18 protein-coding genes, 1 tRNA gene and 2 rRNA genes are annotated in these 25,924 nt (G+C 48.5%); 17 read left to right on the forward strand and 4 right to left on the reverse strand.

Features of this window, described 5'->3' with window-relative positions; all coding sequences use genetic code 11:
• The first annotated feature begins 230 nt into the window (after positions 1 to 230).
• Genes BLV33_RS18380 through BLV33_RS18395 form a run of 4 tightly spaced genes read left to right on the forward strand, consistent with a single transcriptional unit; the run spans position 231 to position 4,296 of the window.
• Positions 231 to 1,289 (forward strand): ABC transporter ATP-binding protein, encoded by a 1,059-nt coding sequence (locus BLV33_RS18380; RefSeq protein ID WP_090794782.1) that lies wholly within the window; start codon positions 231 to 233, stop codon positions 1,287 to 1,289.
• Complete coding sequence (locus BLV33_RS18385) at positions 1,282 to 1,998, forward strand: ABC transporter permease subunit (protein WP_090794783.1); 717 nt, start codon at positions 1,282 to 1,284, stop codon at positions 1,996 to 1,998. Before BLV33_RS18380 ends, BLV33_RS18385 begins: the two co-directional genes overlap by 8 nt.
• A 4-nt stretch (positions 1,999 to 2,002) precedes the next feature.
• Entirely contained in the window at positions 2,003 to 3,394 is a 1,392-nt protein-coding gene (locus BLV33_RS18390) for a GldG family protein (RefSeq protein ID WP_090794793.1), read from the forward strand.
• Entirely contained in the window at positions 3,391 to 4,296 is a 906-nt protein-coding gene (locus tag BLV33_RS18395) for a DUF4340 domain-containing protein (RefSeq protein ID WP_090794794.1), read from the forward strand. The genes BLV33_RS18390 and BLV33_RS18395 overlap by 4 nt, the downstream gene beginning before the upstream one ends.
• 168 nt (positions 4,297 to 4,464) lie before the next feature.
• Here the strand turns inward: BLV33_RS18395 and BLV33_RS18400 are convergent, their stop codons facing one another.
• A complete protein-coding gene (locus BLV33_RS18400; protein ID WP_216234796.1) occupies positions 4,465 to 5,160 on the reverse strand; it encodes a class I SAM-dependent methyltransferase in 696 nt (231 codons plus the stop codon).
• Between the two features lie 205 nt (positions 5,161 to 5,365).
• Between BLV33_RS18400 and BLV33_RS18405 the strand changes: the two genes are divergently transcribed.
• Positions 5,366 to 5,947 (forward strand): helix-turn-helix domain-containing protein, encoded by a 582-nt coding sequence (locus BLV33_RS18405; protein ID WP_253187105.1) that lies wholly within the window; start codon positions 5,366 to 5,368, stop codon positions 5,945 to 5,947.
• Positions 5,947 to 6,654 carry a YhfC family glutamic-type intramembrane protease gene (locus tag BLV33_RS18410; protein WP_090794812.1) on the forward strand — a complete coding sequence of 236 codons (708 nt, stop codon included), beginning with the start codon at positions 5,947 to 5,949 and terminating at the stop codon, positions 6,652 to 6,654. Before BLV33_RS18405 ends, BLV33_RS18410 begins: the two co-directional genes overlap by 1 nt.
• A gap of 46 nt (positions 6,655 to 6,700) precedes the next feature.
• Here the strand turns inward: BLV33_RS18410 and BLV33_RS18415 are convergent, their stop codons facing one another.
• Complete coding sequence (locus BLV33_RS18415) at positions 6,701 to 7,084, reverse strand: hypothetical protein (RefSeq protein WP_090794814.1); 384 nt, start codon at positions 7,082 to 7,084, stop codon at positions 6,701 to 6,703.
• 243 nt (positions 7,085 to 7,327) lie between these two features.
• Between BLV33_RS18415 and BLV33_RS18420 the strand changes: the two genes are divergently transcribed.
• A complete protein-coding gene (locus BLV33_RS18420) occupies positions 7,328 to 8,446 on the forward strand; it encodes a nitric oxide synthase oxygenase (protein WP_090794818.1) in 1,119 nt (372 codons plus the stop codon).
• A gap of 17 nt (positions 8,447 to 8,463) precedes the next feature.
• Here BLV33_RS18420 and BLV33_RS18425 read toward each other — a convergent pair whose 3' ends face one another.
• Together BLV33_RS18425 and BLV33_RS18430 are read right to left on the reverse strand one after the other, a co-directional pair.
• Positions 8,464 to 9,006, reverse strand: a complete 543-nt coding sequence (locus tag BLV33_RS18425) for a GNAT family N-acetyltransferase (protein WP_090794820.1) — start codon at positions 9,004 to 9,006, stop codon at positions 8,464 to 8,466.
• 26 nt (positions 9,007 to 9,032) lie between these two features.
• Positions 9,033 to 10,715 (reverse strand): YCF48-related protein, encoded by a 1,683-nt coding sequence (locus BLV33_RS18430; RefSeq protein WP_139305771.1) that lies wholly within the window; start codon positions 10,713 to 10,715, stop codon positions 9,033 to 9,035.
• Between the two features lie 273 nt (positions 10,716 to 10,988).
• Here BLV33_RS18430 and BLV33_RS18435 point away from each other — a divergent pair, with 273 nt between their 5' ends.
• From BLV33_RS18435 to BLV33_RS18480, 10 genes are all read left to right on the forward strand, one after another.
• Positions 10,989 to 13,469 carry a S8 family serine peptidase gene (locus BLV33_RS18435; protein WP_090794826.1) on the forward strand — a complete coding sequence of 827 codons (2,481 nt, stop codon included), beginning with the start codon at positions 10,989 to 10,991 and terminating at the stop codon, positions 13,467 to 13,469.
• Positions 13,470 to 13,721: 252 nt separating this feature from the next.
• Positions 13,722 to 13,934: a hypothetical protein gene (locus tag BLV33_RS18440; protein ID WP_090794830.1), complete on the forward strand. Its 213-nt coding sequence runs from the start codon at positions 13,722 to 13,724 to the stop codon at positions 13,932 to 13,934.
• 37 nt (positions 13,935 to 13,971) lie between these two features.
• On the forward strand, positions 13,972 to 14,676 hold the full coding sequence (locus tag BLV33_RS18445; protein WP_090794833.1) for a spore coat protein: 705 nt from the start codon (positions 13,972 to 13,974) through the stop codon (positions 14,674 to 14,676).
• A 139-nt stretch (positions 14,677 to 14,815) separates the two neighbouring features.
• Positions 14,816 to 15,265 (forward strand): DUF6130 family protein, encoded by a 450-nt coding sequence (locus BLV33_RS18450; RefSeq protein ID WP_253187106.1) that lies wholly within the window; start codon positions 14,816 to 14,818, stop codon positions 15,263 to 15,265.
• A 111-nt stretch (positions 15,266 to 15,376) separates the two neighbouring features.
• On the forward strand, positions 15,377 to 16,072 hold the full coding sequence (locus BLV33_RS18455; RefSeq protein ID WP_090794836.1) for a heptaprenylglyceryl phosphate synthase: 696 nt from the start codon (positions 15,377 to 15,379) through the stop codon (positions 16,070 to 16,072).
• 4 nt (positions 16,073 to 16,076) lie between these two features.
• The gene (pcrA, locus tag BLV33_RS18460; RefSeq protein ID WP_090794840.1) at positions 16,077 to 18,434 is read left to right on the forward strand and encodes a DNA helicase PcrA; all 2,358 of its coding nucleotides are present in this window, start codon (positions 16,077 to 16,079) and stop codon (positions 18,432 to 18,434) included.
• Positions 18,435 to 18,464: 30 nt separating this feature from the next.
• The gene (ligA, locus tag BLV33_RS18465; RefSeq protein ID WP_090794842.1) at positions 18,465 to 20,486 is read left to right on the forward strand and encodes an NAD-dependent DNA ligase LigA; all 2,022 of its coding nucleotides are present in this window, start codon (positions 18,465 to 18,467) and stop codon (positions 20,484 to 20,486) included.
• 344 nt (positions 20,487 to 20,830) lie between these two features.
• Positions 20,831 to 22,377: ribosomal RNA gene (locus BLV33_RS18470) — 16S ribosomal RNA — on the forward strand.
• A 135-nt stretch (positions 22,378 to 22,512) separates the two neighbouring features.
• A tRNA-Ala gene (locus BLV33_RS18475) sits at positions 22,513 to 22,588 on the forward strand.
• A gap of 324 nt (positions 22,589 to 22,912) precedes the next feature.
• Positions 22,913 to 25,837 (forward strand): 23S ribosomal RNA (locus BLV33_RS18480).
• Together the 16S and 23S rRNA genes with 1 tRNA gene alongside form the textbook arrangement of a ribosomal RNA operon.
• Positions 25,838 to 25,924 lie beyond the last annotated feature (87 nt).

Below are 25,924 nucleotides of genomic sequence, written 5' to 3' on the forward strand. Positions count from 1 at the left end.
TTTACTGTCACCCTTTTCCACGCTCATACCCTTACTTTTATCCATTTACATTCTCATATCAATTCCTTCACATTTATCCCTATACTTTCTCACTACCCACACCTTACCTTATTCACAATTTAGACACATTTTTTTAATCTAAAATTCAGATTTGTTTAAGGTAGGCTTATTCTTTCTTGGATATATTGAGTTTGGTTAAAGTACTCGTATAAGAATCGGGGGGTCATATCGTGCTTGAAGTCAAGCAGGTTAGTAAGCTTTACGAAAATCAGCGTGGTGTGCAGCATATTGATTTTTCCATGCAGCGCGGGGAAATTGTCGGCTTCCTCGGACCGAACGGGGCGGGTAAAACGACAACGATGCGGATGATCACCGGCTATTTGAATCCGACGCACGGCAGGATTGAGGTCGACGGCTTGTCCATGGCTGACCATCCCAAGAAAGCGCGCAGAAAGATCGGCTATTTGCCGGAAACGCCGCCGCTTTATCCGGAAATGACCGTGCACGCTTATTTAAAATTCATCGCTGACCTGCGGGATATCCCGTCGCGGGAGCAAAAGAAACGGATCGGCGAGGTCATCGCCAAGCTCGGCCTTGAAGGCCGAGAGAGGCAGGTGATCCGCGGCCTCTCCAAGGGCTACAGACAACGCCTGGGACTGGCCCAGGCGATCCTGCACGAGCCGGATCTGCTTATCCTCGACGAGCCCACGTCCGGGCTCGATCCCAAGCAGATCATCGAAATCCGCCAGCTCATTCGCGAGCTGGGCGAGAAACATACTGTGCTGCTCAGCACGCACATTCTGCCCGAGATCAACTCGCTGTGCAACCGCGTGTTGATCATCAACCAGGGGCGCGTCGTGCTCGACGAGCGCCCGGACAATCTGGGCCGCACGATGGGTGAAACCTTCGAGGTCTCCCTCGAAGTGAAAGGCCCGCGTGAGCAGATTCTGGAGCAGCTGCAGGGCATCGACGCCATTGCGTCGATAAAGGACCTGCAGCCGGGTTCATCCAGCGCGAGCGAGCAATCCGAAGCCGTGAAGCTGTTGGTCACAGCTGCCAGGGGCACAGATATCCGCGAAGCGCTGTTCTTTCGCATGGCCGGAGCGGGCTATCCGATCCTGGAAATGAAACGCGAGAGCCTGAGTCTCGAGGATATCTTCCTCAAGCTGACGACGGACGAGCCAGCGGCCCAAGCAGACAGCTCCAATAGCTCTAATCCTGCAACCTCGGACACCCCGGAAGTTGCGTCTCCAATATCCGACAAATCGGAGGTGGATCGCGATGCGTAGAATGTGGGCGATTTGCTCAAAAGAGCTGCAAATGTATTTCTATTCGCCAGTGGCTTATGTGGCGTTTGCCTTTTATGTGCTGCTTTCAAGTTTCTTTTTCTACGTGAACTTTGTAGCCGCCCAACCGGCGATTGTGGATGTGCGCTACGTGGTAGGCAATACGACCTTTATTTTCCTGTTCATCATTCCATTGCTGACGATGAGGCTGGTGGCGGATGAGTTTCGCCAAGGTACGGACGAGCTGCTGCTCACCTCGCCTGCCGGGATCGGAGAAATTATTTTAGGCAAATACCTGGCTGCTTTGGCCGTCCAGCTTTTGCTTGTAGTCATCAGCTTGATCTATCCATGGATCATGTCGGGCTTCGGAAAGCTGGATCAACCGATTCTATGGCTTTCTTATTTAAGTATGTTTTTGCTCGGAGCCTCGATGATGGCTATTGGCTTATTCGCTTCAAGCTTAACGAGCAATCAAATGGTCGCGGGTATTGCCGGATTTGTCATCCTGCTGATTCTTTGGCTGGTCGATTGGCTTGGCGGCACCTTGGGAGGAAAGCTCAAGGATTGGGTAAGTCTGCTTTCTATAAATAGCCACACGGCTAATTTGCAAAAGGGCATACTGCACGGCGGCGATATTCTTTTCTACATAACGCTCGCTGCCGTATTTATTGTGCTTAGTATTCAAGTCCTAGAAAGAAAGCGGTGGAGGTGAGACCATGAATAAATGGCTACGTGGAACTAATGCGGTCGTTCTTTCTGCCGCCGTCATCGGCATCTTTCTTATTCTGACGATCTTCCTCAATTCGGTAAAAGGCTTCCAGGTGGATTTAACGAAGAACAAAAGCTTCACTTTATCGGATCAAACCATCAGCACGCTAAAAAATCTGAATAAAGACATCCATGTTATTGCCTTTACCAACTCTGGCCAAAATACGTTTGCAACGCGCCAAGTGACGGATATGATCCAGGAATATAAGAAATACACCAATAAGATTACTTATGACGAGTACGATATGTTGAAGCAGCCGTCTATGGCCAAGCAGTATGGCGTGGATGCCAGCGGTACGCTGGTTTTTGAGAGTGGAGCACAAAAGCAGCTTGTTAATTTCTATGATGTTTTTATTCCCGGACAGCAGAATGACGGTTCCTATCAGTTCAGCGGGGAAGAGAAGTTCACTCAAGCGATCACCAGCCTGAGCTCAACAGAAAAGTATCCAGTTTACGTCTTATCGGGCCATCAAGAAATTCCTTTGACTCAGATGAATGTGCTCAAAACGAGCCTGGAGGGAGCAAATTACACAGTCAATGACCTCAACCTCCTGCGCGATGGCAAAATTCCGGCTGATGCGCAAATGCTGCTTTTATTAGGACCGCAAAACGATCTGAGTGATAAAGAAACAGAGCTGATTAACGCTTATCTCAAGGACAAGGGTAAAATCTATATTGCGCTCAGCTTCAATAAAGATATGGCGACCAAATGGAAAAATATTGACTCGATTATGAACACGTATGGGGTCAAAGATGAGCATGCGGTTGCAATAGAACCCAAGCAAACCACTCTGTACGATCCGTTAACCATTATTCCGCAGTATGGATCCCATGTGATTACGCAGAAGCTTTCCGATTACAACTTGCTGATGATGATGTCGCTGTCGATCTCCCTGAATGCCAATCCGGATAACAAGGACTGGACCACGACGGCGCTGCTGAATACTACGGATAAAGCCTACGGCGAGACAGATATCAATCTGCTTACTCAGTCCAAAACGACACAGGATGCAAATGATGTAAAAGGTCCCCTTCACCTTGGCTATGCTGTGGAAAGTGCAGACAAGAAGCCGAAAGCCGTCATTCTCGGAAGCTCCAATTTCTTGGTCGATCAGGAAATTCAGAGCCAGGGCAATAAGGATTTCGCGATGAACAGTGTAGGCTGGCTGCAGGAGAAGAAGGATCAAATCACCATCCGTCCGCGCCAGGGCGACGCTTATCAGGAAGCTTTGATGACGCCGGCCAAAGCAAACACGATCTTTTACAGCACGATCATACTTCTTCCGCTCTTGTTCCTGCTGCTTGGGGGCTTCATTTGGTGGAGGAGGAGAAGAGGATGAAGAAACTCATTCCTACTCTTTTGCTGGTGATAATATGTATTGGAGCATTCTGGTACGCGTCCAGTAAGGACTTTTTCAGGGAGAAGCCGGTACAACCGACCACGCTGGCTTCAATTAAAAAAGATGAGGTTCAGACCATCGACATTCAGACTCCTGACACTCAAGTTGAGCTTGCGCGTAAGGGTACCGGGTGGGATATGACAAAGCCATCTGCGCTGCCGCTGAACAACAATCTGGTCGAAGGCTGGATTGATGCTTATGCGCTCCTTACGTCCGATAAGGTTATTGAAGAAAACGCGTCCGATCTTGCCAAATATGGCCTGGACAAGCCTGCCGAGGTGTATAAGGCCACAATGAAGGATGGTTCTGTCAAATCGATTCAGGTGGGAGCGGCGCTTCCGATTCCAGCCTACTTTTATGCAAAAGTGGAAGGCTCACCTGCCGTTTATCAGGTTGGAGAGCAAGCGTTAAGCGGTTTGAAGAAGACACCGCTTGATTTTATGGATACTGCTCCCTTGAAAATCGAAAATGACAAGGTGCAAAGTGCCAAGGTCACATGGAAGGGCCAATCATGGACTCTGACCAAAACAGATAAGGATAAACCGGCAGCCGGAGCGGCTTGGAAGCTTGGGGATAAGGATCTTAAAGGTACAGATGCGGTTACATTACTGGATAAGCTGACTTTACTTCATACAGCCGAGCTGGCTAAACCGTCTAAAGATATTGCCATGACAGCTCCTGAGCTGCAAGTAGAGGTAACGATGGCGGATAACACCAAAGACACTTATCAAGGAAAACTGGAACAAGACAAGCTTTGGCTGGTGAAACAAAGTGGAGCATGGGCATTTGCCCTGCCTGCTGCAGATATTCAGGCAATGGCGGATGCATTCGCAGGAAAATGAAACTAGCATTTTGAAAGCAGGGGAAGGCAGAAATGTCTTTTCCCTGCTTTTTCATTTATTTTTTAATAATAACTGCTTCCAAATATTCGGACGGGAGCAATAAGGTATCATCCCCAGAGCGGTTGAAGCTGTGCAGAATCTGCTCGAAATCGCGATCGAACTGAGCTTTCAAGTTTTCATCCAGAGTGGGATACAGCTTAACCATGGGTCCGAGGTATTTTTATTAATCTCATCGGCATGCGTGTAAGAACGAAACCGAAAATGGAAAATCTTTTTCGTCATGTTAATTGTCGCCGAAGCGTCTGCAAATAGTTCAAGGAGCCGCTCTTCCGTCCCCCAAAGAATAGGTGGAACCAATCCGCTTGGCGTCGGCGGAGCATACCTGGCGAAAGTTTTTAATAGCTGCCCGACATAACTTTCCGGAGTCCAGCTGGCAATTCCTATCTTGCCGCCAGGCTTACAAACCCGCAGGAGCTCATCTGCTGTTTTTTTCTGGTCAGGAGCAAACATGCAGCCGAACGTGGAAAGGACAACATCGAAGGCATTGTTCGGAAAGTTTAAAGCCTCGGCATCCCCTTCCTCAAATTGGACGGGCAGCCTCTCGGCTGAAGCTCTTTCCCGTGCCCGATCCAACCATGAAGCTACAAAGTCGATACCCGTTACATCACAGTAACGGCGTGATGCCGCGAGTGCCGTGTTCCCTGTACCCGTTGCCACATCAAGTACCTTTTGCCCCGCATGAAGCTCGATCGTCTCGCAGAGCTGCTCACTAACGGGAACAAAGCCGACCCCAATCATCGAATAGTCTCCACTGGCCCATGTCGCCTGTGATCTTTGTTTCATCTGATCAAATAATTCATTCACAATCTTCACTCTCCTTCAACTTCTACATTTATGTACACACGCTCAACTGCACAGATGTATTATATTTCATGTGAAATTAGAAGAATGTCGAATGAGCAAGCAGACCCATCAACTTTTCCTGCCGACTATAAAATTTGTGGTTGACAAAAAATGAATGCAACATTATCGTTATCGATAATGATAATAAACTTTATATATGAGGTTGGTGAGTAAACTGAACGAATCAAAAGCGGATTTGATTCTTCATCCCATACGAATGCGGATTATTCAATCCTTGGTCGGTGGAGCGCGGCGTACAACACAGCAGATTTCAGAGTTCATGACGGACATCCCGCAGGCAACTATGTACCGACATTTAAATAAGCTGCATAAAGCCAAATTGATAGAAGTGATCGAGCATAAACAAGTCCGTGGAACTATGGAAAAAGTATATGTACTTGCTGAGCATGGGGCCGAGATTTCAATAAAAGATATGGAGAAAATGACTTCTGAGGAACATATGGAATTGTTCATGAAGTTTATCGCCAACTTGATTGGAGACTATGGAAGATATCTTCAACAAGAGCAGTTTGATTTGGTCAAAGATGGTGTTTCGTACCGACAAGTAGAGCTTCATTTAAGCGATGAAGAATATTTGCAATTGCTTCAAGGATTGCGAGAGCAAATGATGCAGCATGTTGGGAATGAACCGAGTGATGTACGCAGGAGGAGGCTTATTGCAACAATCGTGATTCCCGAAACGAAGCATAGTACAAATCTTGTAGATACAGGGGAGATGAATGATTGATGACATCGATCATCGTAGATGAAAGAGATGTTACAGAGCAGCAGTTCGATAAAGCACTGAAAAAAGCTAAATACTTTTTACCATTGTATATTTTTGTACCTGCGGCGTTCTGGGTGGCTTTCCACTTTAGCGGTACAGAGATAGAATGGAGGGCCTACGGATTAGGGGCACTTGGGTGGCTGATCGCGTTATTTCTAAGAGGTCCCCTAAGCGCTATTGTAATGAAATTGTCGAAAGAGAAGGCGACCACGATCGTAGTAAGCTCTTCAGGCGTGTTTGAGGAATGTGTTCGAATCGCAATTTTGATGTTAACCAGCACGACGTATTCCTGGTCGGTCTCAATAGGTCAAGGCTGGGCGGCGGTTGAAGTGCTGTTCGTTATTTTGAATGTGATCATCATAGCCTCGCTTTCCAGACGTACCGATGAAAAGGCGATGCAGGCCAAAGAAATGCTCAAGATGCAGGGAAATTTGACTGCAAGCCCTCTGTGGGGCGTGATTGAACGTATTTTTGCAAGTGCGTTTCATATCGGCTGTACATTGCTGGCAGCAAAATATCCATGGTTGGTTGTTCTATTAATTCCTTTACATAGCTTCGTGAATTTAACGGCTCTCAAATTAGCGAAAAAATCCATTGTTCAAACGGAATTACTCATAGCTGCTATCGGCACAATCGTGCTTGTTGCGGGAATTAGCGTTCTACATTAATTTTAATCACCTTCTATGGGCGTTAAGGAAGCTAAACACAAAGCGTTTATGAGACACCATATGTACTGCTTGTAATGATATCCCTCAACTCCGATTTTTGCGCTTCATATTGCTGAAGGGTAAGGCTGCCGCTGGCTAGTCGCAAGTCTAATTGCTCTGTCAACTGTGCAACTTGCAGATCGACGACGTTATTGACATCAACCTGATTGTCATTTGCAATGTCGGCAAGAGATTTGCCGTCATATATGGCGTTATAAATTTCTTCATTTGACGATACCTTCAGGATTTGTAATAAATCATCTTTGACCGCAGTTGTAGCGTTATGGGATTCAGTTATTGAACTTGCACTTACTTTATTACTTAAGGAGCTTCCGCCGAGTGTCATAGCGACAACCATGGTACCGACAATGATAATTCGCTTCGGATTCATAAAGCAACCCTCTTTCCATATATGGTTTCTTTTCATTAAGGACATTGTAACAGATACACCTGAGAACCCCCTGAAAGTTGGATTAAAACAAGCTGAAGATTATGCAGCGTGAGGCAGCTCTCGATCTGACGAGGACTCAACTTCATATACAAAGCTTCCTTTGGCAGGTTGCCTAAGGATCGCTTAAAAGGTATTGTTAAAAGATATTGTAAATGGGAAATTTGTTGAAGGCAGGTAACCTAAATGGTAAAAGATCATCATCAGCTCCTCGACGAAGCGGCAGAATTCATTCGGACCTCTTATGCGGAGCTCGCTAAAGGGCAAGTGGCTGCTGAAGCACGGATCGCCGAAATCGCTGCGTGTATCTCGCGGACAGGCTCCTATGCTCATACGACTGAGGAATTGGCTTTTGGAGCAAAGCTGGCATGGAGAAACAGCAGCCGCTGTATCGGCCGCTTATTCTGGACGTCTCTGGAAGTATTCGACGAGAGAGTACTGAGTCGAGAAGAAGAGATTGCTTACGCTCTCTTTCGCTATATGGAGTTTGCGACTAACCAAGGGCGAATACGTCCGGCGATTATGATATTCGCTCCCGCTGCGGAAAGCGGGGAGATTCGGATATGGAATCATCAATTAATCCGTTATGCAGGCTACGAGAAGGATGGCATTATTGTAGGCGATCCTGCGTCCGTTGTGTTTACCCGCCAATGTCAGCAGCTGGGTTGGCTAGGAAACGGCACGGCTTACGATATTTTACCGCTCGTCATCCAAGTCTGCGGACGCTCTCCACGTTGGTTTGAGATTCCTGCGTCCTGCATACTCGAAGTGCCTCTGACTCACCCTGACTTGACTCAATTTGCCGAGCTCGGTCTCAGATGGTATGCCGTCCCCTTTATATCGGATATGCGCTTGGACATAGGAGGTCTCCAATATACCGCAGCGCCTTTTAACGGATGGTACATGGAAACCGAGATTGGTGCACGTAATCTGGCCGATACCGATCGATATAACATGCTTCCGAAGGTTGCGGCAATGATGAATCTAGACACGACAAGAAACTCATCACTGTGGAAGGATCGTGCCTTGTTGGAACTGAATGTGTCCGTACTGCATTCTTTCAAGAAGTATGGCGTGAGCATGGTGGATCACCACACGGCATCCGAGCAGTTTCTTAGATTCGAGAAGCAGGAATGTCAGCACGGGCGTGAAGTGAGCGGCACATGGTCTTGGCTCATCCCGCCGGTCTCCCCTGCCACAACGAACATATGGCATAATGAGTATCGCGATTTGGACCTTGCGACGAATTACAGGTATCAGCCTGCACCCTATAACTCAATAAGCAGCCGCAGCCAGGAGCAATGATCCAAAAAGCCCGGCATCTAATCATTCTCATTAATGATGGCTAGTACCTGATGGTCTTGCCATGTTCCGTCGATCTTCACATTTTTTCTTGCAATACCCTCTTTGTGAAAGCCTGCTTTCAGTAATACTTTCATCGATCCAAGGTTATGCGGCATAACTCCAGCCTCAATACGATGAAGCTTTAAAACTTCAAACGAATAGGTAACTAATAACCGGACCGCCTCGGTCATATACCCTTTTCCATTTTGGTCTTTATCAAGGAAATAGCCGACAAAACAGCTTTGCAGATGCCCTCTGAGTACTTCGAACAACCCAATAGTTCCGATCATTTCCCCGTTTTCAATTAAAAAAATGCCGAATGTATAAGCCTGATCTAGATCTTTCTTGTCCAGGCCCCTCTGGATTCGTTGTATTTGACCTTCCAAAGTATAAAATTCTTGTTCTCGAGTACCGGTATACATCTGAAAAAAACTTTGATTTCTGGACTCTAGTTGTAAAAGTGCTTCTGCATCTTTGGTCTCCAAATATCTTATATTAACCTTTTCACCTAAGAGGTCCATTTGGCATCCTCCTTCCTGAAATCATACTACTTGGGTGAACGGAGCTGTGTCCAGGTGAGTCCACCGTCATGCGTTCCAAAGACTTTTCCAGGATAAGCGTCAGAAATCCAACCATCCGAAAGGTTGAGAAACTGCCATGTGTATAAGTTTTGAAGGGATGGAATATCGAATTCACTTTTTAATGTCCATGTTTGACCGGCGTTTTCTGTGAGATACAATTGATATTTGAAATTATTTTTTGCTTTTTTCCTACTAAGCATATAGACAGTATGGTCATCGATTATTTTCATCTCTTCGGAATCACTGACTACATTTTCACCAGATGGGTTCCAAGTTTTCCCTCCATCACGAGTGACATACAACAGAACAAGAGAGCCCTGGGAAGACGAAATTGGTACCTGTAAAAAGCCAACCTGAGGGTCTGTTCCAAAAAATTGAGGTGCTATGTCAAGGTAACAGCGATATTGGTTATAAGCGCTTGGAAGCGTGATGGACATGGCTGTCCAATTTTTCCCGCCATCTGTAGTGTGCATGAGCCTGTTACCGGTCGCAATCCATCCGTTATGGCTGTCCAGGAATGAAATGCCTCTTTGTGTAAAAAAAACCAAGCCTGTTACCTCAGCAACCCGTGTCCACTGATTGCCGCCGTCAGAAGTAGAATATATGGAATATTTCCTATTTTCACCGTCTCTCGATGCAAGAAACACAAATCCGTTTTTCTCATCGATAAAGTTCATTAGGGCGCTGCTGGATTGCTCCCAATTCTCGGTGATCGGCAGCGTTGCGCGTTTCCAGGTTTGGCCCCCGTTGTCCGTATGCCATACAGTCACTTCAGACTCTTCATAATAGCTTATTGGAGGCTTCGCCACCCAAGCATGATTTCCCACGAATGCAGAGTCATGGTTCGCTATACTGCTGCCTGCCCCGTATAATTGCAGCCCTTGAGGCGTAGCGATCAGCCATGTTTTGCCCCCGTCTGTTGTACGTAACACAGTACCATCACCTTTTGCCCATCCGTATTGCGCGTCAGTCATCACGATCTGCAGAATATATGTAGATTCTGTCAGCGGGATCAACCGTCCGGGCAGCTCACCAATAACGGCATCATGTGAGAGACTCGCGGTAATTTGACTGGCATCCAGGGTCGGCACGAGGGCATCCAGTTGGACGAACAACGTTTGAACGCCGCCTTTTCCATGAGCATAAAAGCTTAAAGTCACCGCCTGTGAATAAATAAGCTTATGCTGTCTATCAAAAAAAGAAAGATTCAGAAACGGCTTTTCCGCAGGCAGTTCCTTGTTCTGTTTCATTTGAAAAGTCAGCATGGTGCCGCCATGTTTAGGGATGAATTGAAAATTCCCAAGGGAGATGATACCGTCCTGGTCTTTCACAGTCAAACCTTGATTGTCGGCACTATCGATGGTAATCCTGTTTCCATTAAGATGTACCCAATCCGTTCCTTCAGGTTTGAAATTTACCGTCGCTCCCAGCTTCTCGGCTACATACCGCAACGGTACATAGGCCTGGTCGTTATAATTCAGCACCTGCACCTCATCAGGATTTGAAGTCGTTAGCAATCCATTCACATTAATTTGTATGGGAGTCGGCCACAGCCATGCCTTTATCTCCATCAACGGTTTGTTCGCAAATGCTGTAGTACTTAACATGAGCAATGCACCAAAAACAGCACCGATTATGTACTTCCTCAAATTCTCCACCCCAATAAATAAGAATATTTTTCCATTTCTTTTTGTTAGACGTTCGTATCTTTGGAAAGTTTTGTTGCTGTTAAAACTCACATCATTTTGAACCAAACCACCTACTTTTCTTTGTTTACATGCGCGTTAGCCACTCCGAGCAGACCTTGTCTGTATTTCCTTATGTTTGATGCTGTATGTAAGTGGGTATGAGTACTTAAGATTGATTGGTAAATTTACTCAGATTATCAGTCAGACTTTATTATCATACGAGGAGGAAAGTGAATGAAATTGAGATCATTAGCACTCATTGCTGTTCTTGTCATCTCTACTTTGGGCGCTGCACTATCCCCGGCAGGCGCTGCCACTCAGATCCTTTCTGCCAAAATCGATACCCAATTGACCGATGCGCTTACCAAGAGTTCGACACCTGTTGAAGCGATTGTCACCTTTCGAGGGAATGACGCTCCGAGTAGTCCGCAAGTTGGTTTACTCAAACAGGTTGGGATCACATCAGGTATTACATTAAAATCCTTGCCTATGGCTGGCGTGCTGGTTACAGCAGACCAGGTGCAAGCTCTTTCGAAGCTTCCCGATGTTCGTTCGATCTATCTGAATAAAAAATTAAAGTATAGTAACTATGACGCCACAGCTCTGACCGGTGTTGATCGCGTTCGTATGGACGCATCCATGACCAAAGAAAATAAGGGCTTGCCTGTTTCCGGTAAAGGCGTAACTGTCGTAGTGAATGACAGCGGTGTCGATGGAACACATAAAGATATCCAGTACGGTACACATTTGATCGAAAATGCAACAGGAGCGACTAATCTGCATTCTTTGAGCAGCTTATTTCCGATAACATATCTAGAGGGGGTTCCGAACACCGACTCTAACTCCGGTCACGGTACGCATGTAACAGGAACAGTAGGCGGGACAGGAGCCATGTCGGCGGTTAAATATGAAGGCGTGGCACCCGGGGCCAATTTAGTAGGATATGGTTCGGGCGCAGCGCTTTTGATTTTGGATGCCATTGGCGGCTTTGACTATGCCCTCACCAATCAAAGCAGGTTTGGCATAAGAATCATCACGAATTCGTGGGGTTCTTCAGGGGGATTTGACCCGGAGGATCCGGTTAATGTCGCAAGCAAATTGGCTTATGATCGAGGTATGGTGGTAACCTTTGCGGCTGGAAATGAGGGCCCTGGCGAGGATACACATAATCCATATGCCAAAGCACCATGGGTCATCTCTGTCGCGGCTGGGGATAAACAGGGAAAACTGGCGAACTTCTCATCCCGGGGAGTGAGCAACGGCGGCGGCACATTTACCTTGAACGGGGAAACCTGGACCTGGATGGATCGTCCTACCATTACTGCACCGGGTGTTGATATCATCTCCACTCGCGTTCTGGCGCCGGTTTCTTCTCTTTCCCTTACAAAAGATGCAAATCAGATTGAGCCTGCTTATCTGCCTTTCTATACGTTAATGAGCGGGACATCCATGGCGACTCCGCATGTAGCCGGTATTGCTGCTTTGATGCTGGAAGCCAATCCATCATTATCTCCGGAACAGGTTAAGCAAATCCTTCAAAATACGGCTACCAATATGCCCGGAATGGAACCATGGGAAGTCGGCGCAGGTTATGTTAACGCCTATGCGGCTGTGGATCGGGCCTTTCAGGTGCGAAATTACGGCACAACAGTTAATATGAACAGAAGCTTCAATAGCCATGTACAAGTTTCTGTGAGCCGGACGCCATTTGTTGTCAATTACAATCCTGTAACATTAGCCTCAACCAATAAATATCCGTTTACCGTTCCAGCTGGATTAACCGAATTGGCAGCACGAATCAACGCGGCAGGCGTACTGAGCTCGGGAAATCCGGTTAACCTGGTGTTAATCGCTCCGGATGGAATTGAATATAGTTCAGGAGTCAGTCTCCTTTTTCCTCTGTATTATGACCGAACGGTTTCGGTAACCTCGCCGTTGCCCGGTAACTGGACACTTGAAGTTCGGGGCTTGCGCGGAGCCGCAGCGAATCCAACTGGCGGCGCTGGTTTGCCGGAAGATATCCCTGGTACATTAAGCTTCAAAACAGCCGGCGGTTTCACCGGATTGAATGATATCCAGGGACATCCGGCTGAATCAGCGATTAAGCTGGCGGTTAATGAACGTTTGGTGGATGGATATTCGGATAAAAGCTTTAAGCCAAATGACTACATTCAACGTCGGGAAATGGCCGACTATTTGGTTATGGGCGCTGAGATCAGGCAATTTCTGCCGAGAGACGGATCCATTTCTTATCCGGATGTGAGCGCAGCGGATCGTCCATTCGTTGAAGCGGTAACCGCCAAAGGAGCCGCACTCCGAGACGGCAAACAAATTCAGCAAGGGGTCATGATTCCAACAGCCGTTGGCACATTCTCGCCGAATGAGGCGGTACAACGGGTGGATCTGGCTTATTCATTCGTGCAGAGCCTCGGACTGCAGCAACAGGCATTAGACAAAAATGGGACCGCACTCACCGTACAGTACGGAACACAGCGCGTTGCCATCGATGATGCCGCTGAAATCCCTGCAGAATTAAGAGGTTATGTGCAAGTGGCTCTTGATATGAATATTTTGAACGCTTACTTTACTGCCACTCAAGGACCTTATGACCTCAACCCAACGGTCCATGCGACTTTTAATCCAAAACAAAAAGTAACGAGAGGCGATTATGCAGTTGCAGCCACTCGATTTTATTCATCCTATCTGATGCCATAAACGATTGAGATATTAAAAATGGAGTGCAAACTGGCATCAGCTTTGGCACTCCATTTTTGTATTTACGAAGTAATACCTGCAGCCATTTGTTCATAATCCAATAACCATGCAGCGCGTGAGAGCGATTGCTCCGCTTCAAATCGAAAGCATCATATGAAATTTTAGATATTCCCCTGTCTTTTTCGCATATACACATAAAATGGAAACAAAATGGGAACCCTATCCTTTAGTCAGAAAGGAGGGGTATTTCGCATGTTCAATCAAGCGGTAACCATGAAAGAATTTTCCTACATAGCCGATTCAATCAAGAATGAAGAAATGTTGACCAAGCTTTGCGTGCAAGGGGCTGTAGAAAGTCAAAATCAGGGATTGAAGCAGCTTTTTGCTCAATTATCTCAAGACCATTTGCAAAATGTCAGCTTGCTCATTAATACCCTGCAGCAGCAATCCGGCATCACCCATTAAAAAATCCGTAATGTAACCAATAGGAGGTGCACGGCACTTGAATCAACAAAATTATTATCAACAGCAAGGCTATGGCGGTCAGCAATCGCTTCAGGGCATGCAGGCACATTTGCAAGAACAGGATTTGGCTCATCTGATATTATCCGAGTTAAAACGTGTGGCCAGAGAGTACACAACAGCGGTACTGGAAGCCAATAACACGCAAACGCGGCAGACCTTTCAGTTCCTTTTGCAAAAAACACTCCATGATCAAGGCATCCTCTATGAAGTCATGCAGCAGACTATTGGTTATGGAGAAATCCCGACAGCCTCTCAGCAGGAAATTCAAAAGGAGCTGCAAAAACAAAGCCAGTCAGCCTCCCAACTACACGGCTTTGTTCAGCAAAATAGATTCGGCAGCCTAGGCGGCCAAAATCAAATGCAAAATCAAATGCAAAATCAAATGCAGAATCAGCCGCAAAATCAAACCTTTGCATTTAATCAACAGCCTCAAGGCATGGGTCAGCAGCAAATTTACCAGCCGTCACAATCGCAAACGAATTCGCCGTTATTTCCCAATGGAAACTATGGCCCGGCATCGCCTATAAATTACACAAGCTCTCAAACGCCCAGCGGAGCAAAAAACAATTCGACTGCACCGGAGTCTTCTGCATCGACCAGCTTTTCAGACAAAAATGAAGCTTCCGACGAAAAAACAAAATTGAGCCAATCCCCTAATGAAGGCAGCAAATTCAGCTTTTAAAAGATGAGTCCGCAGGAAGCAAATACAAGTAAAGCTGTTCCAAAACATGGAGCAGCTTTTTTTAATGGAATGAAAAGGGCTTGTCACTCATATACAAGGTAGAAAGGATGTCCACTATGAATAGAAGAGGGTGTAATGAATGACATTGAAAAAATCTTGGGTTCTTGGCGTCATCTCCTTGACGGTTTTAACCGGAATTGGGACGGCCTGCGGCGCGAAGAAGGATGCTTCTCTGGACACCAGTGCAAAGACGATTACGACTTCATCCCAGACAGGTGGATCAGCCCTTCAAATGGGAAGCAAGCCTTCGCTTGACGCACAGTATGTGGTCGTTGGCAACAGCGTTACCATTACTTACAAGGTAAGCAATCTTCAACTGTCCGCGGATCACATGGGCGGAGCCAAAGTACCGGGTGAGGGACATCTTCATCTGACTGTGGACGGCAAGCAAAAGGCTATGCTCAAGACGGAAGCTCCGGTTAAGCTGGAAAATCTGACAACCGGCAAACACACGATTAAATTGGATCTGCAGCAAAATGATCACACAGCCTTGAATGTCGAAAAGATTTTTACCATCGAGGTCAAGTAAACCTCCAAAAGACGGGCCGAGTGCCCGTCTTTTGCTATTTGACACACCTGCGAGGGTAGCATAGACTGAGGGTATTATGGCATAATGACCGCTTAATCGGAGGGGCTCTTTTTGATCGTCGACATACGTCAGTGGAAGCATGTGTTTAAGCTGGATCCGGACAGAGAGCTCTCGGATCAGGCGCTTGATCAAATCTGCATGTCCGGAACCGATGGCATTCTGGTAGGTGGCTCCACCGGAGTCACTTTTGACAATACAGTAGATTTACTTGCCCGCATCCGCCAATATGAGGTCCCCTGTGTACTTGAGGTTTCCAATCAAGAAGCGATCGTACCGGGGTTCGATTTGTTTTTGATACCCGTTGTGATGAACTCGAGTGACCCCAAATGGATTGTCGGTCAGCACCATGCGGCTTTGAAGGAATACGGAGCGATTTTGAACTGGGATGAAATTTTGGCAGAAGGCTACATCATTCTTAATGAAGATTCCACGGCTGCGCGGGTAACCTCGGCGAATACTCACTTGGAGTCCAAGGACGTAACCGCTTATGCGCGAATGGCGGACAAGCTGTTCCGCATGCCGATTGTATATATAGAATACAGCGGACAATATGGCAATATGGAACTCGTCCGCCGGACCAAAGAAACTCTGGAGCAAGCCCGTCTATTTTATGGAGGCGGTATTGACAGCCTGGATAAAGCGCGTGAAGCCGCGCTGGCCGCCGACACGATTGTTGTCGGCAACATCATCTACAGCGATTTGGAGTCGGCGCTTCAAACCGTGAATATCGATAGAACAGGAAGGTAAGGCAATGAACGAAACTATAAACATCATGGAAGCGATCAAGCGGCTGAATCCAGAACAACGCAAGGCCGTTCAAGCTGTGGATGGTCCTCTTTTGATCATGGCAGGAGCGGGTAGCGGGAAAACTCGGGTGCTGACACATCGGATCGCTTATCTCATAGCCACACAAAAAGCAGCTCCCTGGAGCATTCTGGCCATTACTTTTACCAATAAAGCAGCACGGGAAATGCGGGACCGGGTAGGCAAGCTGATTGGCCCTTCGGGCAATGATATATGGGTGTCCACCTTTCACTCCATGTGTGTGCGCATTTTGCGCAAGGATATCAATCGGATCGGATTTACTTCGAACTTTACGATTCTCGATTCAGGCGATCAGCTTTCAGTCATCAGAGCCTGTCTCAAGGAACTCAACATCGACACCAAAAAGTTCGAGCCCAAGACATTCCAGGCTGCCATCGGCAACGCTAAAAATGAACTTATCACTCCCCAGGCCTATGAAAGTTCAATCGGCGATTATTTTGAAGGCTTAGTGGCTAAGGTGTATGCACTCTATCAGAAAAAATTAAAGAGCAACAATTCGCTAGATTTTGACGATCTCATCATGACCACGATCCAGCTTTTTAAAGATGTGCCCGAGGTTCTCCATTTTTATCAAAATAAATTTCATTATATTCATGTGGACGAATATCAGGATACGAACCGTGCGCAGTACATGCTGTGCCAGATGATTGCAGATAAGCACAAGCGCATTTGTGTGGTGGGCGACAGCGATCAATCCATTTACCGTTGGCGGGGCGCAGATATTTCGAACATTTTGAACTTTGAAAAAGATTACCCGAACGCCACTGTCATTTTCCTGGAGCAAAACTATCGCTCGACCTCGAATATTTTACAGGCTGCGAATCAGGTCATCTCTAATAATACGGGCCGCAAGCCAAAGAATCTGTGGACGGATAAAGAAGGCGGCAGCAAAATCAAGGTATATCAAGCGGACTCCGAGCATGCTGAGGGTTATTTTGTAACCAATGAAATCAACAGCAATCGATCTCGCGGTAAAAATTTCGCAGACCATGCGATCCTCTATCGCACGAATGCGCAATCCCGGGTGATCGAGGAAATTTTGATCAAATCCGATATTCCTTACACGATTGTTGGCGGCGTCAAGTTCTATGATCGCAAAGAAATCAAGGATATTCTCGCCTATCTTCGCTTGATCTCCAATCCTGACGATGATATCAGCCTATTGCGAATCATCAATGTGCCTAAGCGCGGTATTGGAGATACTACGATGAGCAAGCTGACCGATATGGCCGGCCGCCGCGGCGTTTCCCTTTACGCTATGCTTGAAATGGTCGATGCGCTGGAAATCAGTCCCAAGACCAAGCATGCTTTGGCGGATTTTCGCGAGTTGATTGAGAATCTGAACCGTATGGTAGAGTATCTTTCCGTCACGGAGCTAACCGAGAAGATGCTTGAGCTTACGGAGTTCAGGCTGGAAATGCAGCGGGAGAACACGCTTGAATCTAAAGCCAGACTGGAGAATATTGATGAGTTTCTCTCCGTGACCATGGATTTTGAAACCCGCAACGAAGACAAGACACTGGTCGCTTTCTTGACAGACCTTGCTTTGATCGCGGACATCGACACGATGGATAAAGAAAAGGATGACAGTGATGCCGTTGTTCTGATGACTATGCACAGCGCCAAGGGTCTGGAGTTTCCTGTCGTGTTTATCGTCGGCATGGAGGAAGGCGTGTTTCCGCACAGCCGGGCCTTCACGGATGAGGAAGAGCTGGAAGAGGAGCGGCGCTTGGCTTATGTAGGTATCACCCGAGCCGAAGAGGAGCTGTTCTTGTCCTGCGCGCGGATGCGGACCTTGTTTGGACGGACGGCTGCAAATGCGCCGTCCCGATTTCTCACAGAAATTCCGCAGGAAATTCTGGAGAATTTGTCCGCCGCCGGCGGAGAGGACCGCTACAGCCGGGCTACACGCCAGGCATGGGCACCGAACGGCGGAAGCCGATTCGGTGCGGGTGCCGGCGCAGCCAGTTCGCGTTCAGGCGGCGGCTCCATAGCCTGGGGACAGCCCTCATCGTTTGGTAAGCCGTCAGCAGGTGCTTCGCAAGGCACGTCATCGAGCAGCTCTGCCGGGAAAGTCACGATTACAACCAGGCAGCCTATTGGTGATAATAAGGTTGTGGATTACAAAATGGGCGACAAAGTGTCGCATGGCAAATGGGGTATAGGCACTGTGGTTTCCATTAAAGGAGCCGCTGATGATACCGAGCTGCAAATTGCTTTTCCTGCACCTGTCGGTGTGAAGAGACTGCTTGCCAAGTTTGCTCCGATCACCAAGGAAAATTGATTTAATTTAAAAGAGAGGAAGATTCCTTACATGTCCGATGCCGTCTCAGCCATGAAAGCCCTCATTGATGAAATCAGCCGCCATAACTATCATTATTACACTCTCGATCGACCCACGATCTCCGATAAGGAGTGGGATGCTTTATATGATAAGCTTCTGGAGATGGAAAAGGAGACGGGTATCGTGCTTCCGTCTTCCCCTACACAGCGCGTTGGCGGCGAAACCTTGAAAGGCTTTGTTCCGCATCGGCATTTAGCTCGACTATGGAGCTTGGACAAAGCCCAGAATATCGACAGCATGATGACCTGGCATGCTCGCGCAGTGAAATTGATTGCTGATTACAACAGCAAGCATCCGGATCAACCTCTACCGGATCCATCCTACGTGGTGGAGCTGAAGTTTGATGGACTTACGCTCAATCTTACCTATAAAGAAGGACGTTTGGCTCAGGCATCAACTCGCGGTAACGGCGTTATCGGCGAAGGTATTCTTGCTCAAGTGAAAACCATCAAGTCCATTCCCTTGGAGATACCCTATACCGGCGGAACACTTGAGATCCAAGGGGAAGGCATGATGTTCCTGTCCGTGCTGGAGGAATACAATAAAACGGCCGTGGAGCCGTTAAAAAATGCCCGCAATGCCGCCGCAGGAGCACTCCGCAACCTGAATCCAAAATTGACTGCCGAGCGTAAGCTGGACGCTTTTTTCTATAACGTTGGTTATTCGGATGGCATTCAATTTGCAAATCACCAAGAGATGGTCCAGTTTCTTCAGGCTAATTACTTCAAGGTCAGCCCGCACATCCATTTTTTTGACAAAATCGAGGATGTGGCTGCCGATCTGGAATGGCTGGCCGAGCAGCGCCACAGCTTTGACTTTTTGATCGATGGCGGTGTGGTTAAGCTGACCGATATGCGTACCCGGGAAGTGCTGGGCAATACCGATAAATTTCCGCGCTGGGCGGTAGCCTTTAAGTTCGAGGCGGAAGAGACGACCACGATTCTGCAGTCCGTATCCTGGGAGGTTGGCCGAACCGGCAAAATCACACCTTTGGCCCGCGTTGAAGCCGTTGACCTTGCGGGGGTAACCGTTCAGAACTGCACGCTCAATAATATAGGGGACATTGAACGCAAAAACCTTAAATTCGCACTCGGCAGTCTTGTGTTTATCCGCAGGTCGAATGACGTCATTCCGGAAATTTTGGGTAAGGTGACGGAGGAACAGGACGGCGAAGAGATCGTTTACCCGACGCATTGTCCTGCCTGTTCCTCGGAGCTTGAGCTCAGGGGAGCGCATTTATTTTGCCCCAATCGTTTGGGATGCAGTCCGCAGCTTATCGGAAGGATCACTCATTTTGCCTCCAGAGACGCCATGGATATCGAGACTTTCAGTGAAATGACCGCCGCGCAGCTCTATCAGGAGCTTGAGGTGCGTGACCCTGCGGATCTCTATGATTTGCAATATGAGGATCTGATCAAGCTGGAACGATTCGGCGAAAAGAAAGCCAGCAATCTGCTTGAATCCTTACATAAAAGCAAATCGCGTGATCTGGCATCGTTCCTCTATGCTCTGGGCATTCCCAATTCGGGCAAAACCACAACCAAAGTTCTCGCCGACCATTACGGCAGTCTGAGCAAAGTGATGGAAGCGAGTCCGGAGGAGCTTATTGCCTTGCCTGATGTCGGAGGCATTGTCGCCGATAGCATTTATTCATTCTTCCGGGATCCGGTCATCGCGGACAGCATTGGGCGCATGCTAAACGCGGGCGTGAACCCGATAGTTGAAGAGACGCATGCTGTTTCGGCCGATCCGGACAATCCTTTTTACGGCAAAACGGTTGTTCTTACAGGTACCCTGAGCACAATGGGACGCGATGAAGCTGCCAAAAAGCTGGAAGCTCTAGGCGCAAAAATAACGGGCAGTGTGTCAAAGAAAACAGATATGGTGATCGCCGGGGAAAGTGCGGGCAGCAAGTTGACCAAAGCACAGGAACTGGGGATTCGCGTTATCGAGGACGAACAGGAGCTGCTGCGGCTTTTAGGGGAAGTTTAGTCCCTGCGCATCGAAAATGGGGACTCGACTGTTGGGAAACAGCTTCATTTGGCGGTGGAACATTGGGGAATTGCAGCTCATCAGCAGTAAAAAAATGGATGTATTTTTTGGGTTGCAATTCATTTTGAAACCTGATAATATATATTCTTGCCGCCACAAGTTAAGACATGCAGCGGTGAGTCATAAAGCTCCTTGAAAACTGAACAAATGAATGATGAATCAGCAAAAACTAGTTGTACATTTTGAGCTGTTTAAGCTTGAGAATAAAAGCCGCATGGACTTATGGTTCGTGTGCAACTTTATTGGAGAGTTTGATCCTGGATCAAATCACCAATTCGGAACTTTTATTGGAGAGTTTGATCCTGGCTCAGGACGAACGCTGGCGGCGTGCCTAATACATGCAAGTCGAGCGGATTTATTCCTTCGGGGATGAGTCAGCGGCGGACGGGTGAGTAACACGTAGGCAACCTGCCTGAAGGATCGGGATAACTATCGGAAACGATAGCTAAGACCGAATAATTGGCGCTTTCGCATGAAGGCGCCATGAAACACGGAGCAATCTGTGGCCTTTGGATGGGCCTGCGGCGCATTAGCTAGTAGGTGAGGTAACGGCTCACCTAGGCGACGATGCGTAGCCGACCTGAGAGGGTGAACGGCCACACTGGGACTGAGACACGGCCCAGACTCCTACGGGAGGCAGCAGTAGGGAATCTTCCGCAATGGACGCAAGTCTGACGGAGCAACGCCGCGTGAGTGATGAAGGTTTTCGGATCGTAAAGCTCTGTTGCCCTAGACGAACGAGTCAGAGAGTAACTGCTCTGGCTGTGACGGTATAGGAGAAGAAAGCCCCGGCTAACTACGTGCCAGCAGCCGCGGTAATACGTAGGGGGCAAGCGTTGTCCGGAATTATTGGGCGTAAAGCGCGCGCAGGCGGTTCAGTAAGTTGGATGTTTAAAGCCGGGGCTCAACCCCGGTGCGCATCCAAAACTGGTGGACTTGAGTGTAGGAGAGGAAAGTGGAATTCCACGTGTAGCGGTGAAATGCGTAGAGATGTGGAGGAACACCAGTGGCGAAGGCGACTTTCTGGCCTATAACTGACGCTGAGGCGCGAAAGCGTGGGGAGCAAACAGGATTAGATACCCTGGTAGTCCACGCCGTAAACGATGAGTGCTAGGTGTTAGGGGTTTCGATGCCCTTGGTGCCGAAGTTAACACAGTAAGCACTCCGCCTGGGGAGTACGCTCGCAAGAGTGAAACTCAAAGGAATTGACGGGGACCCGCACAAGCAGTGGAGTATGTGGTTTAATTCGAAGCAACGCGAAGAACCTTACCAGGTCTTGACATCCCCCTGAATAGTTTAGAGATAAGCTAGGCCTTCGGGACAGGGGAGACAGGTGGTGCATGGTTGTCGTCAGCTCGTGTCGTGAGATGTTGGGTTAAGTCCCGCAACGAGCGCAACCCTTGATGTTAGTTGCCAGCGAGTAAGGTCGGGCACTCTAACGTGACTGCCGGTGACAAACCGGAGGAAGGTGGGGATGACGTCAAATCATCATGCCCCTTATGACCTGGGCTACACACGTACTACAATGGCCGGTACAACGGGAAGCGAAGGAGCGATCTGGAGCGAATCCTTAGAAGCCGGTCTCAGTTCGGATTGCAGGCTGCAACTCGCCTGCATGAAGTCGGAATTGCTAGTAATCGCGGATCAGCATGCCGCGGTGAATACGTTCCCGGGTCTTGTACACACCGCCCGTCACACCACGAGAGTTTACAACACCCGAAGTCGGTGGGGTAACCCGCAAGGGAGCCAGCCGCCGAAGGTGGGGTAGATGATTGGGGTGAAGTCGTAACAAGGTAGCCGTATCGGAAGGTGCGGCTGGATCACCTCCTTTCTATGGAGACTCGAGCGCAGCAGTGTGCTCAGTCAAGCGCGTAAGCGCAAAAGCATTACAAATCGCTGATTCATCAATTCATTTGTTCAGTTTTGATGGAGCTTGCTTTGAGCTTTCGAGTTCAAAGTAACTTAAGGGGCCATAGCTCAGCTGGGAGAGCGCCTGCCTTGCAAGCAGGAGGTCAGCGGTTCGATCCCGCTTGGCTCCACCATTTACCTTTAAGCAAGCGATTTCCATTTTTTGTGGATTGCATGCAGCAAGGCAGTATGATAAGATATACTTCCACCGCCGATAAGGCGGTGTTGCTTACTCTACTTCAAATAAACAGTTTTCATTCTGTTATATGGATGTGGGCAAGCTAAGTATCATTGTTTATAACCACGCAGCGCCTTGCGCCCTACTGGTTACAACGATTGTTCCTTGAAAACTAGATAGCGAAACGAACAAAAGCGTGAAACTTAGAATTCCTTTAAGCATCATTTGTGTCACAACAAATGAATGTTTCTAGAATAAACCGTAGCCGCAAGGTTACATTGGTTAAGCTAGAAAGAGCACACGGAGGATGCCTAGGCACTAGGAGCCGAAGAAGGACGTGGCGAACGACGAAATGCCTCGGGGAGCCGTAAGCAGGCTTTGATCCGGGGATGTCCGAATGGGGGAACCCGGCTGCGGTAATGCGCAGTTACCACTATCTGAATTCATAGGATAGTTGGAGGCATACCCAGGGAACTGAAACATCTAAGTACCTGGAGGAACAGAAAACAAAAGTGATTCCGTCAGTAGCGGCGAGCGAACGCGGAGAAGCCCAAACCAGGGAGCTTGCTCCCTGGGGTTGTAGGACGTCAACATGGGGTTAGCTTGGTAGGTGAAGAGGTCTGGAAAGGCCCGGCAAAGAAGGTAAAAGCCCTGTAGCCCAAACCAAGCGAAACCCCTAGACGGATCCTGAGTACGGCGGGACACGTGAAACCCCGTCGGAATCCGGCAGGACCATCTGCCAAGGCTAAATACTCCCTAGTGACCGATAGTGAAGCAGTACCGTGAGGGAAAGGTGAAAAGCACCGCGGAAGCGGAGTGAAAAAGAACCTGAAACCGTGTGCTTACAAAAAGTCAGAGCACTTTCTATGTGTGATGGCGTGCCTTTTGTAGAATGAACCGGCGAGTTACGTTTGCATGCGAGGTTAAGTTGAAAAGACGGAGCCGCAGCGAAAGCGAGTCTGAATAGGGCGCATGAGTATGCAGGCGTAGACCCGAAACCGTGTGATCTACCCCTGTCCAGGGTGAAGGTGAGGTAACACTCACTGGAGGCCCGAACCCACGAATGTTGAAAAATTCGGGGATGAGGTGGGGGTAGCGGAGAAATTCCAATCGAACTCGGAGATAGCTGGTTCTCCCCGAAATAGCTTTAGGGCTAGCCTCGGAAAACGAGTTGTGGAGGTAAAGCACTGATTGGGTGCGGGGCCCGCCAAGGGTTACCAAGTCCAGTCAAACTCTGAATGCCACAAACTTAGATCCGGGAGTCAGACAGTGAGTGCTAAGATCCATTGTCAAGAGGGAAACAGCCCAGACCATCAGCTAAGGTCCCCAAGTGCGTGTTAAGTGGGAAAGGATGTGGAGTTGCCCAGACAACCAGGATGTTGGCTTAGAAGCAGCCACCATTGAAAGAGTGCGTAATAGCTCACTGGTCGAGTGACTCTGCGCCGAAAATGTAACGGGGCTAAACACGCCACCGAAGCTATGGCTGGCGCGAACAAGATTCGCGCTTGGGTAGGGGAGCGTTGTATGTACGTTGAATTCTGACCGTGAGGACAGGTGGAGCGCATACAAGTGAGAATGCCGGTATAAGTAACGAAAAGATCAGTGAGAATCTGATCCGCCGAAAGCCTAAGGTTTCCTGAGGAAGGCTCGTCCGCTCAGGGTAAGTCGGGACCTAAGGCGAGGCCGAAAGGCGTAGTCGATGGACAACAGGTGGAAATTCCTGTACCACCGTAGCCGTTATGAGTGATGGAGTGACGCAGAAGGGGAAAGACGCGAGCGGATGGAAGAGCTCGTCCAAGCAGTGAGGCTGGTGTGCAGGTAAATCCGCACATCGAAAGGCTGGGCTGTGATGGGGAGGGAAAATTACAGTACCGAAGGTCATGTACTCAAGCTGCCAAGAAAAGCTTCTAGCCAGGCGAAGGTGCCCGTACCGCAAACCGACACAGGTGGGCGAGAAGAGAATTCTAAGGCGCGCGGAAGAACTCTCGTTAAGGAACTCGGCAAAATGACCCCGTAACTTCGGGAGAAGGGGTGCCTCGGTAGGGTGAATAGCCCGAGGGGGCCGCAGTGAAAAGGCCCAAGCGACTGTTTAGCAAAAACACAGGTCTGTGCGAAGCCGCAAGGCGAAGTATACGGGCTGACGCCTGCCCGGTGCTGGAAGGTTAAGAGGAGTGGTCAGCCGCAAGGTGAAGCTATGAATTGAAGCCCCAGTAAACGGCGGCCGTAACTATAACGGTCCTAAGGTAGCGAAATTCCTTGTCAGGTAAATTCTGACCCGCACGAATGGCGTAACGACTTGGGCGCTGTCTCAACGAGAGATCCGGTGAAATTTTAATACCTGTGAAGATGCAGGTTACCCGCGACAAGACGGAAAGACCCCATGGAGCTTTACTGCAGCTTGATATTGGACTTGGGTACGATCTGTACAGGATAGGTGGGAGCCGTAGAAGCCTGAGCGCCAGCTTAGGTGGAGGCGCCGTTGGGATACCACCCTGATCGTACCTAGGTTCTAACCTGGTACCGTGAACCGGTATGGGGACAGTGTCAGGTGGGCAGTTTGACTGGGGCGGTCGCCTCCTAAAATGTAACGGAGGCGTTTAAAGGTTCCCTCAGAATGGTTGGAAATCATTCGCAGAGTGCAAAGGCATAAGGGAGCTTGACTGCGAGACAAACAGGTCGAGCAGGGACGAAAGTCGGACTTAGTGATCCGGTGGTACCGAATGGAAGGGCCATCGCTCAACGGATAAAAGCTACCCTGGGGATAACAGGCTTATCTCCCCCAAGAGTCCACATCGACGGGGAGGTTTGGCACCTCGATGTCGGCTCATCGCATCCTGGGGCTGAAGTAGGTCCCAAGGGTTGGGCTGTTCGCCCATTAAAGCGGTACGCGAGCTGGGTTCAGAACGTCGTGAGACAGTTCGGTCCCTATCTGTCGCGGGCGCAGGAAATTTGAGAGGAGCTGTCCTTAGTACGAGAGGACCGGGATGGACGTACCGCTGGTGTACCAGTTGTCTCGCCAGAGGCATAGCTGGGTAGCTATGTACGGAGGGGATAAGCGCTGAAAGCATCTAAGCGCGAAGCCCCCCTCAAGATGAGATTTCCCAATCAGTAAGACCCCTTGTAGACGACGAGGTAGATAGGTTCGAGGTGGAAGTGGGGCAACCCATGCAGCTGACGAATACTAATCGGTCGAGGGCTTAACCTAAGAGCTTTCCGGAGGAAAGCTGGCTTCGGAAGCAAAATCTAAGTCAACACACACGCTAATGTTCGTTTCGCTGCTAGTTTTCAAGGA

Source organism: Paenibacillus sp. GP183 (assembly GCF_900104695.1).
Lineage (GTDB): Bacteria > Bacillota > Bacilli > Paenibacillales > NBRC-103111 > Paenibacillus_AI.